The organism is Lysinibacillus sphaericus, assembly GCF_001629735.1.
Taxonomy (GTDB): Bacteria; Bacillota; Bacilli; order Bacillales_A; family Planococcaceae; genus Lysinibacillus; species Lysinibacillus pinottii.
The window spans coordinates 2,966,965-2,984,376 of record NZ_CP015224.1 but is presented as its reverse complement, the minus strand read 5'-3'; the positions used below and the strand labels follow the sequence as shown (position 1 = coordinate 2,984,376).

Here is a 17,412-nt window from a genome sequence, read left to right as displayed (position 1 = left end):
ATGTATGAAAGACCAAAAAGATACACTACAAGGTCGGTTACTTGTTTTTTTCGGCCAAGATGATTACGAGCCATTAACTGTCGGCGAAATCGAGGATGAATTCGGCTTTGAGGATGCGGAAGAATTTAAGGAGCTTGTCAAAACATTAGTCCGTATGGAAGGACAAGGCTTAGTTGTTCGTTCTCGTTCCAATCGTTATGGCCTACCAGAACGTATGAATTTACTAAGAGGTAAATTTATCGGTCACGCGAAGGGCTTCGGTTTTGTAGCGCCTGATATGGAAGGCATGGATGATGTATTCATTCCACCACATGAAATTAATGGGGCTATAAATGGCGATATCGTTCTTATTCGTGTGTTAAAAGAATCATTTGGTGACCGCCGTGAAGGGACCGTAACAAAGGTCGTTGAACGTGGTCAAACAAGCTTTGTTGGCACATTCCAAGCTAACCGTGGCTTTGGCTTTGTTGTCCTTGACGATAAGAAGCTACCAATGGATATCTTTATCGCAAAAGGTGATACATTAGGCGCGGTTGATGGACACAAGGTTGTGGTCGAAGTAGCAACTTGGCCAGAAGATTTAAAATCTGCTACAGGTTATATTACAAAAATTTTAGGACATAAAAATGATCCAGGTGTGGATATTTTATCGATCTTATATAAGCACGATATTCCACCCGAATTCCCAGACGAGGTCATTGCTGCTGCACAAAGAGTGCCAGATGACATTACAGAGGCTGATTTAGTAGGTCGTCGTGATTTACGTCATGAAACGATTGTGACAATTGATGGGGCTGACGCTAAGGACTTGGATGACGCAGTAACCGTAACAAAAAATGTAGATGGTACTTATAAGCTTGGCGTACATATTGCAGACGTTAGTTATTATGTAACGCAAGGCTCTGTCATTGATCTTGAAGCCTATGACCGTGCGACAAGCGTTTATTTAACAGACCGTGTTATCCCGATGATCCCGCATCGTCTATCAAACGGCATTTGTTCATTAAATCCGCAGGTTGATCGTTTAACACTATCCTGTGAAATGATTATTGACGCGAATGGAAATGTTATTGCACATGAAATTTTCCAAAGTGTTATTAAAACAACTGAACGTATGACGTATAAGGATGTCTACAAAATTCTAGAAGAGCAAGATGAAGCGTTAATGAAACGCTACGAGCCACTTGTACCGATGTTTAAAAATATGGCAGAGCTGTCTGGCATATTACGTCGTAAACGCGAATCGCGAGGGGCCATTGACTTTGACTTTAAAGAATCCAAAGTGATTGTAAATGAGGAAGGTTGGCCAGTTGATATTGAGCTTCGTGAGCGTACAGTAGCAGAGAAGTTAATTGAGGATTTCATGCTAGCTGCCAATGAAACAGTAGCGGAGCACTTCCACTGGATGAATGTACCATTCCTATACCGTATTCACGAAGATCCAAAGCCAGAAAAGCTTCAACGCTTCTTTGAGTTTGTTACGAACTTCGGGATTTTAATTAAAGGTACAGGGAATACGGTGCATCCTAAAGCATTACAGGATGTCTTAAAGGCGATTGAAGGTATGCCAGAGGAGCCTGTTATTTCAACGATGCTGCTACGCTCGATGCAACAGGCAAAATATTATCCAGAAAGTCTAGGTCACTTTGGTCTATCAACGGATTTCTATACACACTTCACATCACCAATTCGCCGTTATCCGGACTTAATCGTACACCGTTTAATTCGTACGTATTTAATTAATAAGGATACTTCACGAGAAACGGTCGCTCAGTGGGGAATGGCAATGGATGAAATTGCCGACCACACATCAGAGCGTGAACGCCGTGCGGTTGATGCAGAACGTGATACAGATGCTTTGAAAAAGGCACAATATATGTCAGATAAAATTGGCGAAGAATTCGAAGGAATCGTGTCATCCATTACCAACTTCGGTATTTTCGTGGAGTTGCCAAACACGATTGAAGGACTTGTCCATATTAGCAATATGACAGATGATTACTACCGTTTTGATGATCGTCAAATGATTATGATCGGTGAACGTACAAATCGTCAATTCCGTATTGGTGATGAAGTAACAGTCCGTGTGGCCAATGTCATTATTGAGGAGTCATCCATTGACTTTGAAATCGTTGGAATGGTAACTTCATATGGACGAACACGCAAAGCAGCGCCAACGGTTATCCACGCACGTAAAAATTATAATGACAACAAAGGTGGACGCAGTAGCAGAAGCACACGTAGCGATGACGAAAAAGGAGGGCGTGGTGGCAGCCGTAGAAGCAGTCGCCATGAGGAGGAAAGCGGAAGTCGTAGTACAAAACGCGGAGAACGCCGTGAAGGTGATCGCGACCCACGTGGACGTCGCAAAGATGACTCCAGCAGCCCAGGTCCTAAAAAACGCGTGAAACAAAAGCAAAAATTCTATGAAGGCATTGCAAAGAAAAACAAAAAGAAAAAATCAAAACGTAAATAAGCATGCGCGAAAGTGTCCTAGGAAAGGATGCTTTCGCTCAAGCTCAACCTTTAAGTAGAGGGTGAATCAAAATGGCAAAAGGTTCAGGAAAAGTATTAGCACAAAACAAAAAAGCTGGACATGATTACTTTATTGAAGACACAATCGAAGCAGGCATGGTACTAACCGGCACAGAAATCAAATCCATCCGTGCAGGAAAGGCCCAACTAAAAGATTCTTACGTTCGAATTACAAATGGCGAAGCATGGATTAGCAATATGCATGTCAGCCCCTTCGATCAAGGAAACCGTTTCAATCACGACCCACTGCGGGCCCGCAAATTGCTTCTTCATAAAAAGCAAATCGGCGAGCTAGTCGGTGCCGTCAAACGTGACGGCTACACGATAGTGCCATTGAAAATGTACATCAAGGACGGCTATGCCAAGCTCTTAATCGGTGTCGGCAAAGGGAAAAAAGACTACGATAAACGTAACGACATGCGCAAAAAAGAAGCCAAACGCGAAATGGAGCGTACCTTCAAATCCAAAAATCAATATTAAGAGATTACGAGAAAGCTCACCTAGTTGAGCTTTTTGTTTTGGTTGGTGCAGTTGCGGAGCGGGTGAGACAGATAGGATCGGGAAAGTGATGGATAAAAGTAAGAATGGGGTGGATAAAGTAGAGAAAGTGGCGAATAGAAGTTAAAGGTGGGGGATAGAACAGGGAAAGTGAAGGATAGAAGTTACAGTGTGGCGGATAGAACAGGAAAAGTGACGGATAGAAATTAAAAAGTAGTGGATAGGAGAGGGAAGTGATGGATAGAAGTTAGAGTGTGGAGGGTAGAGCAGAGAAAGTGATGGATAGAATCGAGAAAGTGACGGATAGAATCGAGAAAGTTGCGGATAAAAGTTAAAATGTCACGGATAGCCTCTAAGTCCAAGCCTTATGTTTCCTACTAAAGCGGGACACTTGAACTATCGCTCATTATGTTCTATAATATGAATTACTGATTGCCAGATTTCATGGAAGCGTAATTTAAGCTCCCACCGTACTAGAAGCAATTCTAGCTCTTTGTTTGAACGAGGCCAAACCGCTTCGATTCATATATCAAGGGGACGTTACGGATTCGACAGGGATGGTTCAAGCTTTAGTCGCGCGTCGGAGGGCTCGGCTCCGTCATCAACGACAGTTATATAATAACTGGCAAACAACAAAACTTAGCTTTCGCAGCGTAAGCTCGTAAGCGCTCTGCCTCTCTATCGCCCATGTAGAGAACGTGGGGCCCAACTTTAGTGGGATACGGTCGATGGTGCCACCTGAGTCATCGTCAAGAGATTTCCAGGTTAGCGTACAGGACGCCTGTTTGTCGGCATAATGTTACGCGAATCGTAAATAGGCAAACTACACGCGTAGAAGCTGAAGTATTGGAGTCTTTGGACGCGGGTTCGACTCCCGCCGTCTCCATTTTAGAATTTTATTGAGTTTCACTGAACGTCAAAACCCTTGATATATATGGGTTTTGGCGTTTTTTCTATATCATGCAATTTCATCTAATTTCAATCGAACGTAGTCAAAATCGTAGTCGTTTATCTTACATTTCAAGATAGCTAGCAAACTTTTGGATAGCTTCCTCTTTTGCTTTTTTCGTAACATGTGCATAGATGTTCATCGTAGTTTGCACATCACTATGTCCTAAGCGGTCTTGTACTTCTTTCAAGCTGGCACCCGCTTCGAATAACAATGAACAATGAGTATGACGTAAGCCATGTGTAGTAATGGTGCCAAGCTTATATTTCTTTTGCACATGTAAAATCCATTTACGTGTTTTTGTTGGCTGTAGAAATTCATTACGTTCATTGCTAAATACAAGCTGTTTTGGCTGCATTGTATTAAAGCCAAGCACTAAATATTCCTGCTTCTGTTTTTTCTTCCATTCTTTTAAAATAGCCATTGTTTTATCGTCCATTTTAATGGTACGAGCAAAACCTGTTTTTGTAGATTTAACATAAAGCTTATTGTTTTTACCTCGTGAAAGTGCCTTGTTAATACGCATTTCATTTGTAGTAAAATTTAAATCATTCCATGTAAGAGCCAAAGCCTCACCTTTACGCATACCACTAAATGCTAATAAACGGAATAGTGCATAGGCTTTGTAGTTATTTTCTTGCTCTAAACAAGCTAAAAATTGAATAAGTTGTTCACGAGTATAAAAGTTCTCCGCTTCCTCTTCTTCTATTATAGTAACCTTTTTAGAAGCGGCAATAGGCATATCTACATGTGTAAATGGATTTGTTTGCATATAGCCACGCTTAATGGCAAAATCCAATACCTTCGCTGCATATGCTTTTACTACACGAAACTTCTTTAATTTTTCTGCCCATTTGTCCACATGCTTTTGACATACATCTACTGTGATTTTGTCAATTTTGTATTCACGCATAGCTGGTAAAATATGATTTCTAAAAATACCCACTGTTTTAGTAAATGTACTTTCTTCAACAGTCTTTTCATAATGTGGTATCCATAGATCATAAAGCTCTTGATATGTTTCAGCACGTGCTTGTTTGTACGTACCGTTTGCAACATCTAGTTTAATACGTGCTAATGCTAATTCAGCTTGTTTATGTGTTTTAAAGCCACGTTTCATTGTCCGTTTTTGTTTACCTGTTAGTGGATCAATCCCTAAATAAACAGGGAATTCATATCTAGTTTCACCGTTTTTTAGTTCATAGCTTTTGATGGGCGATACTTTTTTCTTTGCCATGCTTATACCTCCTATATCGCTTGCGAGGGCAAAATATAAAAGGAGAGGATTAAACCTCTTAGTAATAATATATACTTTCACTAATGGAAATTCCTCTCCAGAGAACTATTAGAAGCTATGACTTTCTAAAAAGCTGTCTATTTCTTTGCGTGATACGCGTTTAATACCATCAATTTCACATACTTTAAGACCCATATGACGGAATTTAATAAAGGTGTTATAAGAAACACCGATGTATTTTGCAGCCTCAGAAAGTGAGAGCCATTCTTTTACTAAGCCATTATTTAAAGCTGAGTTTAATGTTTTTAAAATTACATCTTCAATTTTTTGTATATTTGTATATTCCATATTTATAACTCCTATATTAAAAATTTTTTAGTCCAATTCCAATAAAACCATATTTATTAGTACCCCTCATCCGAAAACGCCTAAATGATAAATTAGATTGTTTTTTTAAAATTTGGATGAATGATTTTTTGCTTATGATTTTGAAAGAATAATTTTCACAATATACAATGTATGCCTGATATAAGTCATCAGTATGGATTTGATACTTTGTTTGATAAGCGCACTCTGATAGTAAAAATTCTTCTAAAGAATTAGATAAATAAGGTTTAAAAGTATCTTCAATTTCAAAAGATGTAGTAAATTGGAAATTATTATTTAAAAGCCTGTGTATCCCCTTGATAGACCAATGAGCGATATAGTCTATTTCTGCTATTAGTTTATCTATTAATTCATTATCTTGGTGCTCCTTCGGAATAGGGTTATTAAAAGGAAATAACAGTAACCGTTCTTTGAAAGCACTAGAGGAATCTAAGTTTTCTATATTAGGTAAATTGTTACCAGCAAATAATAATACTGATTGGTTGATAAATTTTATAGGATCACTATACATGGGTCTAGCAGTTACATAATCATTACCAGATAATTTTTTTAAGATATCTAGCCTTTTTAAATTTAATTCTGAAATTTCAGCACATGAGTTTAATCTTTTACCATATAATTCAGCTAAATATACACTGTTGTTAAATTGATCAATACTAATATTAGAAAAATTATCTTCACCAATTATATATTCAAGTAATTTTAGAATTACTGATTTACCAGTATCCTTTTGGCCTATTAGAATAGGAATATACTTTATATCTCTAATCTCAGAAAGAACATATCCAAATAACTCTTGAAGACGATCATAGAGAACAGAGTCATTTTGAGTTATAGTATTTAAAAATTTCTCGAAGTGAATTCCTGAATCTGAAGTCAGAGGAATTGTAAAATTTGCATTCAATTTATTAGTAATAAAATACCTTGATGAATGATCTAAAGTGATTTCATTTTTTATGTCATATACATAATTGGAAAATGAAATGAGGTATTTTGAAGATAAAGTATTTGTTTCAGCACAAACTAATTCATCACTTGATTTTATCCATACTAATATTTCAGTTATTTTATTTGAGTTAATATATTTTTTACTGTTTTCAGGGATTATTTTTCTGATTATTCTATCTGAATTTTTATTGACTAAAGCAATATAATAGCCTTTTAAATTATCCCAATAATATAGAACACCATATTTATTCATAACAAATTGGTTATTTGCTAATAAAATTTTTGATAATTCATATTCACTTAGTCTATAGTTGGATTTTTCATTAGATTTCTTTTTATTAGATAGTGCCATCTCTGTTACCCTTTGTGATTGTTTTGGTACAAGTTGGTCATCTCCATCTTGTTCAGTCAGTTCACTAAAATCAGATTGAGGAATCTGCTTAGAGCCTGAGCGTACTGTGAAGTTAAATAGATCATCAGTTGCCGATGTTACAGTATGCTGTTCATTGTGTTCAGTCAGTTCACTAAAATCAGATTGAGGAATCTGCTTAGAGCCTGAGCGTACTGTGAAGTTAAATAGATCATCAGTTGCCGATGTTACAGTATGCTGTTCATTGTGTTCAGTCAGTTCACTAAAATCAGATTGAGGAATCTGTTTAGAACCTGAGCGTACTGTGAAGTTAAATAGATCATCAGTTGCCGATGTTACAGTATCCTGTTCATTGTGTTCAGTCAGTTCACTAAAATCAGATTGAGGAATCTGTTTAGAACCTGAGCGTACTGTGAAGTTAAATAGATCATCAGTTGCCGATGTTACAGTATCCTGTTCATTGTGTTCAGTCAGTTCACTAAAATCAGATTGAGGAATCTGCTTAGAGCCTGAGCGTACTGTGAAGTTAAATAGATCATCAGTTGCCGATGTTACAGTATCCTGTTCATCTTGTTTAAAATAATCCCTAATGTTATTTTTCTTCTGGTTATTGGATTTTTTTTTTGACATAATTTTTCTCAGTTTCATTATTTGACATAGTATTACAATAAACATTTGGCTACAATGAAAAAAGGGAATTACTCGCCCGTGTTTTTTATTATGAGAATTTTAGATGACTTGTAATTTAGGAGGAAATATGATATGGACAAACCTTGCTTTAGCAGAAAGATATTAAAAACTAGGATAGATGAATATACAAGTAATGTAGATGAATTTTTACAGAATTATAAAGGGGATATGCTCTCCATTTCTTTGAGTAATAAAGATATTCAATTCAACGGATTAAAGCAAATATATCAATATATGAATATATTTAATTTAGCTAACGCTAATAATTTTTACACAAAAGAAGCGCAATTACAGGCTCTTAATATTGAAGAAATTTGTGCGCTACAAGATAAATTTATAGAGGATTTAATTATAGTGAAGTTGGCTGAGTCAATTCAGAATATTAGAGGATTTTTTAGAAAGAAAAAGAATCAGAAAGAATTTAAGCCTATTTTTGAAAAAATGACTTTTAGTGAAAAAGAAATAGAGAAAATAAGTAAAAATGTATTTTTTTCAAAATTTGAAAAGATTAGAGATTATTTTGAAATGTATGCAGATGAAATTGCTCAAAATATTGAAAGAGCATATTTACCTATATTCATATATAGTTTGTACCTTAGACATAATGAGGATGGATTTATGGATATAGAAGTAAAATCAGTATTAAAAAAACGCAGTATGGAATTAAGATACACAAAAAGTAAAAAATATGACTTAGATAGTGAGACAAATGTATTTGAAACTGCCCAAGAGAATTTAGCTATATTTATTGAAATTAATACGATCTTTAGTGAGGAGTATAATTTAAATTGGTCATTAAGTTTATATGAATTTAATAATTACACAAATTTACTAGATATATATGAATTATCAAACTCAATCTCCAATTCTAAATTAAAAAATACACTACTCGATGATAAATTATATAAAATAGAGAAAAAGAAACAAAAAAAACGCTTGAAAAAATTCATACAAAATGAGAAAAGTTTGTTGCTTGATTTAAAAGAGGATAAAAAGTTTTTCAATGATAATTTTTACAAACTTGAGCCAGTATCATTTAAATTATATATTGGAGATGCTTTATATAATCCCATAATAAATGATAACTCTGATATTTGGATAATATGTGAAAAATTATTTAAACATTGTAAAGTAGAAATTGAACGGTTTGTTGAAAATAATAAAATGGGGATATTAGGTAATAATAAAAAATTTCCATCTGAAATTATTAATGACTTAATTATAATTGAATTATTTGGTAAACATAATCCTTATGATATTTGGAAAAATATTAACTTTTATAAAATGGATCCAATACATAAAAAGGTATATAGAAGGATTTATAAAGAGGCGTATTCATCAATAAATAAAAAGTAATTTCTGTTTGATGTATATAATAAGGATTGTAGAAGGCTCAAATTGAACCTTTCTACAATTTATTACTTAATTAGTTCTATCATCTTCTAAAACCTTTGTTACTACCACAACTATTACAGTTAAAATAATATCTTTCAGCAAGAAACTTCTCCCCCTAGATATACCCTAATTCTTTTAATGATTTAAATGAATCTGTACTTAGTATCAAATGATCCATTAGTGTTATACCAATGATTTCAGCAGCTTTAATTAAACGCTTAGTGACTTCTATATCTTCAGGGCTAGGTTCACAATTATTGCTAGGGTGGTTATGTGCAACAATTATAGAAGCAGAGTTACTTAATATGGCACTTTTTAGCACCTCTCTTGGATGCACAATGGAAGCATTTAGATTACCTATATGCACGATTTGTAGGCATGTAGGCTGATTTTTAGTATCCAAACACAATACAACGAAATGTTCTCGATCGTTATCTCCTGAAAAGTTCTGAATTATCTCACAAGCATTTTGAGGGGAGCGGATTTGACGATCTTTGTATAAAATACTTTTTTCTCTAATTAATTTAATCTGTACAATATTTATACGTTTTGCAGGTAGGGATTTTATTTTATCCATTCTATCCAATCCTTTCATAATGTAATAAAAAGACGTAGAATGATTGTTTGATTGCAATCATTCTACGTCTTTCTGTATTTATAATATATATTTATTTTTAGGTTCAAAACCGAAATCTGTTCTTGACATAAAAAAGTACATGGAGCGAAGGATGGCGACTCCAGAACAGCACGAGCTGAAAGCCCCGCAGGAACGCAGTGACGAAGAGATTAAATCCGTGCCTGCGAAAAGCGTCCACTCGTAGCGGAATGTACAGTCAAGCACACGTTTTGGTAAAGAGCCTATTTTTAAATAAAACTTAAAAATTTTACTGTGTAGTATAGGGTATTATGATTTGATATGTAATTATTAACAATGCAACTCAATGAATTGTTAACAAAGTGGCAAGATATTTAAAGTATATATCGTTTCTTAAATTATTGATTGAACTTAGTGGTTTTGAAAAATTTATTGATTATCATCTATATATTTAGAGTTTAATAATTTTTGTTGGGTGTTGAGCAATTCTTTTGCTATAACCAATAGATATTCTTGTGTTTCAGGAGTAAGGCTATCAAAGATTTCAATTAGCTCCTTTTCATATAGAGAAGAATTAAACATTTCACCTTTCCCATTTCGTAACCAATCTTCATTAATATTAAAGGTAGAACAAATAATTTTAATATGTTTATCACTAAATGTACGTTTTCCTACTTCAATCATAGCAAGAGTTGATTGACTTAAACCAAGATGTTGAGCAAATTCTGTTTGATTCATACTTAGTGCATTTCTAATCTCCTTAATTCTTGTATAAATTATAGCCACCTCATTTCTGTGTAATTATAATTTATCACAAACAAATTTTATGTTCAAATATCACAAGTGAAGTTTTTTGTTTAATTAAAACTTCATTTGTGATATTTTTTGTTTTAAAAATACTTTATTTGTGATATTCTGTAATTGGAAAATAACATAAGAAAAGTAAATGGGGCAGCATAATGAGAAATGAAACAATTATTACTGAAATAAATGAAATCGTAAAACAATTGTCTACTGAAAACCAACGATATTTCCTTACCTTGGTAAAAGTAGCCGCCTTTGCTGAAGATGCAGCTAAAAAACATGAATGCTATGGAAAAAATAAGAAGCCAGATGCAAACCAACAAAATGAATAAACCTAGTGTGATTTATTAAATAGTTTTTGAATATTTAACAATTATCTATTTAATCATGTTAGGAGGTTTTACATGAATACAGGAGTAATTATTTTTTGGGGAATTATTTTTATTTAATTTGTATTTTAAGCGTATCGAAATTGCGTATTGGTTTATTTAGCTTGATAGGTTATTTTTTAAAATTGATAGGGTCTATTATTGTGCTAACTATTTAGAGTGTTTTATTTTTATCAGGTTTTATAGAGAAAGCAAGAAAGGATCGATCATTTATCTTATGGTATGAAGACTCTCTTAATCTTAGATACACCCCTAACTTGGTTAGGTACATATAATCCAAACGTACAAGTAATGAAGTCTGTTATTCTCCCGATATGACAGAAATATTTGATCAATATTTGAAGGAGCCAGTTTGAAAGTAAGAACTACTTAATTATTAATGGAGAAGTTGAAAACACCGATTTATTTATATGGTCTGAAATATATGAACTATGACTTTTACGATAAAAATGGAAATCAATTAGCTACATTTGAATCAGAGAATGGCTTAGACCAATTTCTTAATGTGGATTATGAGATAAATTTTGAAGAGTAGCTACCAGATTAAATTTATTTATGTTAAAAAAACAGAAATACTGTCTATTATATTTAAATATAATTTCATAGGAAGTTGCAAGCATATTATTTTTATTCTAATTACAAAATTTAAGGAGAAAAGTATGGGAAATTTAGTTTTATTTCTTGCAGTATTTGTGGTATTTGTTTTAGGTTCATTCTTTATTATTCAATCATTGATTAGACAAATAAAAATTCGTAGAGCTATCCAAGCGAATAAACTTTTACTAAATCGAATGAGAGATAAAAATGAAGATGGAAATTTTCATACATACAATAATCTTCTTCATCAAACTTTAGTAAATTTAAAGGGGAGAATAAAAAATTTACCTTACAAAAAGTTGCAAAGTGTTATTGATAAGGAAATCAATAATTTAACTGGTGGATACGTGCGGAGGTTTGTAAGCAGTATCTGGGTACTTTTAAAGTTCACATTTGCATTGGTTTTTGTATTTATGAGTTTTATGTTTGCACTTATTGTTATAGACGAATTTAAAGTAGTGGAAAACGTACAAGATGTATTTGATATTAATTCCAATAATGATGTAAGGGATATTGAATCAGATGATAATCCTTTGACAACTCAAGAATCAAAAGATGATAGAGACAAGCAAATTTATGAAGAAGGTTTGACTGCTTATAATGAAGGTAGAACGAGCGAAGCAGTTGAGGCATTAAATAAAATCAATGGGAAATCTGAGTATTACGAAAAGTCGCAAGAAATGTTAAAAGATATTGATAAAAAAATCTATTGGGAAAATATCAAGTATCCAAATTATGCAGAAATTACAAAGAGCCCCCAAAATTATATTGAAAAAAAAGTAGGCTTTACTGGAAGTATACTTGATGTTGTTGAATATAACGGAAAAACAATGATGATTATTGGAACTGATCTAATAAATGATTACTATAAAGTTTATGGTGGAGATATTTTAGTTCTTTATGGTAATGTAACAGGTTATGAGGAAGGAGATTTTGTTAGTATTGCTGGAACGATGAAAGGGAGTTACATTGAAACAGAACAAAAGGGTTTAATAGGAAGCTATTTAAATAATGCTTCTAGTTTTTCTCCATCTGGTTATGTAAATATCAATCAAATGCCAGTAATAATTGCAGACATAATTGACTATCAATAATACCGTTTGCACACGTTTTTAAAGAAGCTTCACCATAGTATCTTTACAAAAAAAAGTTTATTGATTTATGTATATGGCGAAGTTAGTTACTTTGTATAAAATTGTTAATACAGGAGAATAGATATGCCCAATTGTACAAAATGTAATATATTTAATAATAGTGGAGTAATATCATGTATTTATTGTGGGACAGTGAAAGTAAATGATGAAGGTTATTATTGTGTAGATTGTGGAGCTTATAATGGTTCATTCGCAAAAAAATGTAAAGGCTGTTACATAAAAATCATGTAAAGTCAGTTAGAGTATCTAGAATTAGAAGCCTAAAATATATACTATTAATCTTCAAATTATCAAATGTATTTTATTCTTTTAAGTGAACTAGACCCTTTTACAATAGCGACTTTAATTGAAAACTATGAATTGATTTCTAAGGATTTGGATGTTATACCGACGATGATAGTACATAAAAGAGGGACTCATCTACCGGGGTAGGGGCCATTGTGATTTACAGAGCTGCCAAACTTACCGATTTATCAACAACCTGAATTTTTAAATTGGTACATGTCTTGGTCGAAAGAATGCAACCCAAATGTGCAAAATAGCCAGCTATCTGAAAAAATTTCAGATAGCTGACCATTCGTTGTGCGCACCGAAAAGGTGCGCTTATTTTTATATTTCATAGCTTCTCTATGTTGAAGTTATTCTAATAATTTTTGAAGTATTTTAGCTGATGGATAACTTGAAAGTGAAGCTATACCATTCGCTAATTCAATAGGATACAAACCTCCTAAAAATCTTCTACTAATGATATGTGGTATGACAGTTAGAATGACTTCTAAATTAATTAATTCATTTGCTAAAGGTGCATTTTTTCTATCTAAATAATCACCTGTTGGTACATTAATTACCAATTGTGTAACTGGGTCGACTTTTACAAGTACTTTTTCTCCCCAATTAGATCTTTGTCCATAGTTGATTGTACTTGGTTTATCCTGTACTTCCGTTTCAACATATTTATGACTTAAAACATGGTAATGAAGTCTATCGCACTTTTCCAAAGGTTTAACGTAGCGGGCTATCGTAGACAAGTGATCAACAAACTTACCAGACTTCTCCTGGCCAAGTATATTAATTAATATACCTTGTTGTTTAGCATACTCTAAAAAATCACGAATACGTGGAATCAATTTTACATATTGGCTATTTAAACTTAACGGTCCATCTTTAATAAATAAGGTATTAATAAATAACGATTTGTCTTGTTTAGACCAATATAATCTAATGATAGTAAACAACATTAGATGTTCCATGATAGACATATAAGCTGAAGCAATAGCGTCTGTAGCTTTATCTTCAGTCATATCTAAGTGAAAACCAATCATATCAGTTAAATATAGTTCTTTACTACAAGTTGTACAGTTCATTTTTTCAAGATCAGCTGTAAATTCTAAATTAGTTTCACAGTATGGACAGTTAAATGAAGGTGAGTTAGTAGGCGCAACTAACCATTTTTGATAAGCTAGCCATTTCAATGTTTCGAAATATTCACCCTTCTCATCAATTTTTATAGATTCAAATATAATATTCCTAATGGTATCAAAATTAGTACCTTTGCTAGATTTAATATTTCTTAATGGTAAAACAGTAGAATGGAATAGAGCATTATCTTTCATGATTTTTTGTAAATCCATAGGATGTGGATTGTATTTATCAATATTTTTCAAAGACGCTTCAGAGATGTTTAAAATAGCAGTTTTAATAAATGCTACTTCTTTTGGAGGTGTTGCATCTGATTGAACTGGAACATAAGATCCATCTACAACCCAAATTTGGTCAATAAGATTTTGTGAGCTACTATTAAATTCGGTCCAATTTGAAGTAACGCTTGAACTGGGTGAACTAAACTGAGCTTCGAAATCTTTTACTAAAGAATTGATCCATTCCGAATTCATTAGAGATAGATGTCCTAATTTTGAAGCACTTTCAAATGGTAATCCACCTTTAGAATTATAAGCCATAAAATATTGTGCCTCCTTAAACCGTAAACTTTTTCACTTGAACAGGTATTACAAATCGATGTGAATTTGTTAGAGTTCTCATATATCCAGGAGTTCTAGACTTTTTAATATCTTCTTCAAGTCCGCTAAACGTATGCTGTAGTTTAGATAATGCATTTGCTTCATTTGTAGAGGCTAAATGACCTACAAAGAAGTTTTCAGTTTGAACTAATAATTCTTGGCTAATTGTAGAAGGAGATTGTGTTGAATACACCATACCGATATGGAATTTTGCACCTTCTTTTGCGAAACGATGATAAACTGTATCATTGTCTTTATTGCTATTAGGAAATAAATTGTGTGCTTCTTCAAAATATAATTGAATGAAATGATTACCTAGAGTGTTTGAAACGAATTTATTTTCTTGTGCAGCAAATACGGCTTTAGATAACATATCAGAAAAATACTGTCTTATTTCTTGTGCAGCATTTCCTAAATCTAAAATAACTGTTTTTCCATCATTTAAGAATTGGATAATCTCATTAATAAAATCTCCAGCATTTGGAGAGTGGTATTGTCGATAGCTTGTTAGAATTTGTGGACCAGAACCTGTACTAGGATTTAGAAATCTTAAAAGTGCTAATGCATCTTGGTCAAATAAAGGCTCGGAAGAACCCATTAATAATTTTGAATCTTTGTTATTTTGCACAAATGTTGATAGAATTTTTAATTCATTAACTAAATCATTAAGAGAACTAGGATGATTAGGTACATTTCCACTATAAATTGCTTCCCTTAAATTTTTACTATAGCCTGGATTAAATCCTCTGCTAGTTCCAGATGATAGATTCAATGAATTTAATTTAGACTCATCCATACTAAAACCTGCACTTTTTAATATTGCCCAAAACATTTGGATTTTCCTAATACCTCTAGTTTGTTTCCCCTTATCTGACTCGGACTTTATTTCCATAATAGAAGGCAGTTCTACGTTAGCAAAACTTTTAATATAATCAGATGTTTTTTTGTCTCTTTCTAAAAAAGATTTTAAAATAGATATAGCACTATCTGGTTGATCAGAAAAATTTATTTTTAATTCTTTGAAACTAGAATTCCTAGGATTAAGAGCATATACCACACAATCATTAGGGTGTGCTGAAGCTAGTGAGCGATTTCCATCCTGTGGGTTATCGTTCGCATATTCACCATTAATATCGAAAATTAATTGGCCAACACTTTGTGTAGTTATAGAAGTTCGAATGATAGCATCAGCCAACACTTTTACTACGTTTGATTTACCAAGTCGAGTTTTACCGAACATGGCAGTACGGCGCCCTTTAAAATCCTCTATTGATATATTTATTTCTGGATAATTGTTATTTGATAGCCCAATTTGACACTCTGTAGGTCTAAACACACCAAGCTGTTGTTGGTTTTTCTTGTTTACTAACCCATTGAGTATTAAGTCTAATAAATCTTTATCAGGAGAAAACACTTTATATTTATGAGCGCTTACTACATTATTCACATCACCTGAAAATTCTACCAAATTGTTATCAGATGGGTTTGGATAGAACATTCCAATAACATCACATTCTAAAGCTCCCCATTGTAGTTCCGCCTGCGTCCAGATATCTAACTCAGGCATTGATTTCTTATGAAGTTCAAAGTAAGTTTGCTGTACTTGATTACTCAGAGGAGTTGAAGAAACAGATTTCACTCGTAATAAAGTAAAATGTGGTGGCAACCCAGTCTGAATAGGATTTCCCTGTTCATCTCTTTCATCTAAAGCTAAAATTAGGAAACTGCCTCTTGGAATTCCACCTACAGCAATTTTATAAGGGTCTGAAGTAATAATTTTAGCTGTATCATATCCTAAATCTAAAACATATCCAATAAAACGATAATCTTGTTTTACCCCTGCGGAATGAAGTTGATGTTGATTATCTAAGAAGTCTTTTAACATTATTAGGGGGTTGTTACTTAATACTGCATTAGATACTAAACCTTGAATCGCTGACATAATAACACCTCTTTAAAAGTTAGATTTTACAATAATTTCTTCGTATTTTTTTCTACCTTTAGCTTTTGATGAAATTCCAGAAAAACGTGAAACAATTTGATATTCAAAGCCATGCCCTTCGTATAAATTTCTAACAGATTCATGATTAGCATTTGTTACTATGATTTTTGCGCCTCTATCACGAGCTCTTCCTAGTGCTTCACAAAGTCGAACTTGGTCAGCCCATGAAAAAAGTTTTTCATTGTACTGAATGAATCCATTATCATTGTGATTAACGGTATATGGAGGATCAACGAATATAAAGTCATCTCTAGTAGCCATGTTAATTATAGCTTCGTAATCATGATTTAAAATAAGGACACTTTTCAATCGATCTGAAATTTCTTTAAAGTCGTCTGTATTCAAAATTACATTTTGTTTAGAGCCGATTGGAACATTAAATTTCCCTTGCTTATTAACTCGATAGATACCGTTAAAGCAAGTCCTATTTAAATAAAGAAATCTGGCAGCTTTAGTTTCTAGTTTCCTAGGGGTGTAATCGCGTATTTTGTAGTAATAATCAGGGGAATGTTTTCTTTGATGAATTTTTAAATGTTTATATACATTCTGCCAGTCCGTTTTTAATGCTATATATGTATTGATTAAATCTTCATTTATATCCGATAAAATAGCTTTCTGAGGTTTTAAATGAAAAAAAACTGAACCAGACCCTAAAAATGGTTCGATATAGACGTTAAAATCGGAAGGGAAAATTTCAGGGTAGTTGTTGACTAGCCATCTTTTTCCGCCAGCCCAAGTTAAAAACGGTAGGATCTCCTTATTAGACATTGAACACCTCCTATCTAACTCCATTTTAATAGATTAAAGGTAAAATAGGTACTATATAACAAAAAAATAATTACAT

General features: G+C 33.1%; 13 protein-coding genes and 1 other RNA gene. 6 read left to right on the top strand and 8 right to left on the bottom strand.

Annotation, left to right across the window (positions count from 1 at the left end):
• The first annotated feature begins 4 nt into the window (after positions 1 to 4).
• From rnr to ssrA, 3 genes are all read left to right on the top strand, one after another.
• Positions 5 to 2,476: a ribonuclease R gene (gene rnr / locus A2J09_RS14650; protein ID WP_031417774.1), complete on the top strand. Its 2,472-nt coding sequence runs from the start codon at positions 5 to 7 to the stop codon at positions 2,474 to 2,476.
• A 71-nt stretch (positions 2,477 to 2,547) separates the two neighbouring features.
• A complete protein-coding gene (gene smpB, locus A2J09_RS14645; RefSeq protein ID WP_012292260.1) occupies positions 2,548 to 3,015 on the top strand; it encodes an SsrA-binding protein SmpB in 468 nt (155 codons plus the stop codon).
• A gap of 551 nt (positions 3,016 to 3,566) precedes the next feature.
• Positions 3,567 to 3,922, top strand: a transfer-messenger RNA (tmRNA) gene (gene ssrA, locus A2J09_RS14640).
• A 124-nt stretch (positions 3,923 to 4,046) separates the two neighbouring features.
• On the opposite strand, the gene A2J09_RS14635 is transcribed toward ssrA, so the two are convergent.
• From A2J09_RS14635 to A2J09_RS14625, 3 genes are all read right to left on the bottom strand, one after another.
• Positions 4,047 to 5,219, bottom strand: coding sequence for a site-specific integrase (locus A2J09_RS14635; RefSeq protein WP_012292261.1), 1,173 nt, complete (start codon positions 5,217 to 5,219; stop codon positions 4,047 to 4,049).
• Between the two features lie 108 nt (positions 5,220 to 5,327).
• A complete protein-coding gene (locus tag A2J09_RS14630) occupies positions 5,328 to 5,567 on the bottom strand; it encodes a helix-turn-helix domain-containing protein (protein WP_012292262.1) in 240 nt (79 codons plus the stop codon).
• 16 nt (positions 5,568 to 5,583) lie between these two features.
• Positions 5,584 to 7,554: a DNA primase family protein gene (locus tag A2J09_RS14625; RefSeq protein ID WP_012292263.1), complete on the bottom strand. Its 1,971-nt coding sequence runs from the start codon at positions 7,552 to 7,554 to the stop codon at positions 5,584 to 5,586.
• Positions 7,555 to 7,686: 132 nt separating this feature from the next.
• Between A2J09_RS14625 and A2J09_RS14620 the strand changes: the two genes are divergently transcribed.
• Positions 7,687 to 8,970, top strand: coding sequence for a hypothetical protein (locus tag A2J09_RS14620; RefSeq protein ID WP_012292264.1), 1,284 nt, complete (start codon positions 7,687 to 7,689; stop codon positions 8,968 to 8,970).
• 154 nt (positions 8,971 to 9,124) lie between these two features.
• Here the strand turns inward: A2J09_RS14620 and A2J09_RS14615 are convergent, their stop codons facing one another.
• Positions 9,125 to 9,586, bottom strand: a complete 462-nt coding sequence (locus tag A2J09_RS14615; RefSeq protein WP_227256890.1) for a JAB domain-containing protein — start codon at positions 9,584 to 9,586, stop codon at positions 9,125 to 9,127.
• Positions 9,587 to 10,033: 447 nt separating this feature from the next.
• Positions 10,034 to 10,390: a helix-turn-helix domain-containing protein gene (locus A2J09_RS14610; protein WP_258858660.1), complete on the bottom strand. Its 357-nt coding sequence runs from the start codon at positions 10,388 to 10,390 to the stop codon at positions 10,034 to 10,036.
• Between the two features lie 173 nt (positions 10,391 to 10,563).
• Here A2J09_RS14610 and A2J09_RS23790 point away from each other — a divergent pair, with 173 nt between their 5' ends.
• Together A2J09_RS23790 and A2J09_RS14605 are read left to right on the top strand one after the other, a co-directional pair.
• Positions 10,564 to 10,740: a hypothetical protein gene (locus A2J09_RS23790; protein WP_012292267.1), complete on the top strand. Its 177-nt coding sequence runs from the start codon at positions 10,564 to 10,566 to the stop codon at positions 10,738 to 10,740.
• A 716-nt stretch (positions 10,741 to 11,456) separates the two neighbouring features.
• Positions 11,457 to 12,488, top strand: a complete 1,032-nt coding sequence (locus A2J09_RS14605) for a hypothetical protein (protein ID WP_012292269.1) — start codon at positions 11,457 to 11,459, stop codon at positions 12,486 to 12,488.
• Between the two features lie 698 nt (positions 12,489 to 13,186).
• Here A2J09_RS14605 and A2J09_RS14600 read toward each other — a convergent pair.
• Genes A2J09_RS14600 through A2J09_RS14590 form a run of 3 tightly spaced genes read right to left on the bottom strand, consistent with a single transcriptional unit; the run spans position 13,187 to position 17,336 of the window.
• A complete protein-coding gene (locus tag A2J09_RS14600) occupies positions 13,187 to 14,506 on the bottom strand; it encodes a hypothetical protein (protein ID WP_012292271.1) in 1,320 nt (439 codons plus the stop codon).
• Positions 14,507 to 14,522: 16 nt separating this feature from the next.
• Positions 14,523 to 16,508, bottom strand: coding sequence for an ATP-binding protein (locus tag A2J09_RS14595; protein ID WP_012292272.1), 1,986 nt, complete (start codon positions 16,506 to 16,508; stop codon positions 14,523 to 14,525).
• A gap of 12 nt (positions 16,509 to 16,520) precedes the next feature.
• Positions 16,521 to 17,336 (bottom strand): DNA adenine methylase, encoded by an 816-nt coding sequence (locus tag A2J09_RS14590; RefSeq protein WP_036160521.1) that lies wholly within the window; start codon positions 17,334 to 17,336, stop codon positions 16,521 to 16,523.
• Positions 17,337 to 17,412 lie beyond the last annotated feature (76 nt).

What these genes read in the sequence shown, in the direction of transcription:
- smpB (WP_012292260.1), top strand. Translation starts at nt 2,548, where the DNA reads ATGGCAAAAGGTTCAGGAAAAGTATTAGCACAAAACAAAAAAGCTGGA.
- A2J09_RS14595 (WP_012292272.1), bottom strand. Translation starts at nt 16,508, where the DNA reads ATGTCAGCGATTCAAGGTTTAGTATCTAATGCAGTATTAAGTAACAAC.
- A2J09_RS14590 (WP_036160521.1), bottom strand. Translation starts at nt 17,336, where the DNA reads ATGTCTAATAAGGAGATCCTACCGTTTTTAACTTGGGCTGGCGGAAAA.
- A2J09_RS14620 (WP_012292264.1), top strand. Translation starts at nt 7,687, where the DNA reads ATGGACAAACCTTGCTTTAGCAGAAAGATATTAAAAACTAGGATAGAT.
- rnr (WP_031417774.1), top strand. Translation starts at nt 5, where the DNA reads ATGAAAGACCAAAAAGATACACTACAAGGTCGGTTACTTGTTTTTTTC.
- A2J09_RS14605 (WP_012292269.1), top strand. Translation starts at nt 11,457, where the DNA reads ATGGGAAATTTAGTTTTATTTCTTGCAGTATTTGTGGTATTTGTTTTA.
- A2J09_RS14600 (WP_012292271.1), bottom strand. Translation starts at nt 14,506, where the DNA reads ATGGCTTATAATTCTAAAGGTGGATTACCATTTGAAAGTGCTTCAAAA.
- A2J09_RS23790 (WP_012292267.1), top strand. Translation starts at nt 10,564, where the DNA reads ATGAGAAATGAAACAATTATTACTGAAATAAATGAAATCGTAAAACAA.
- A2J09_RS14630 (WP_012292262.1), bottom strand. Translation starts at nt 5,567, where the DNA reads ATGGAATATACAAATATACAAAAAATTGAAGATGTAATTTTAAAAACA.
- A2J09_RS14615 (WP_227256890.1), bottom strand. Translation starts at nt 9,586, where the DNA reads ATGGATAAAATAAAATCCCTACCTGCAAAACGTATAAATATTGTACAG.
- A2J09_RS14625 (WP_012292263.1), bottom strand. Translation starts at nt 7,554, where the DNA reads ATGTCAAAAAAAAAATCCAATAACCAGAAGAAAAATAACATTAGGGAT.
- A2J09_RS14635 (WP_012292261.1), bottom strand. Translation starts at nt 5,219, where the DNA reads ATGGCAAAGAAAAAAGTATCGCCCATCAAAAGCTATGAACTAAAAAAC.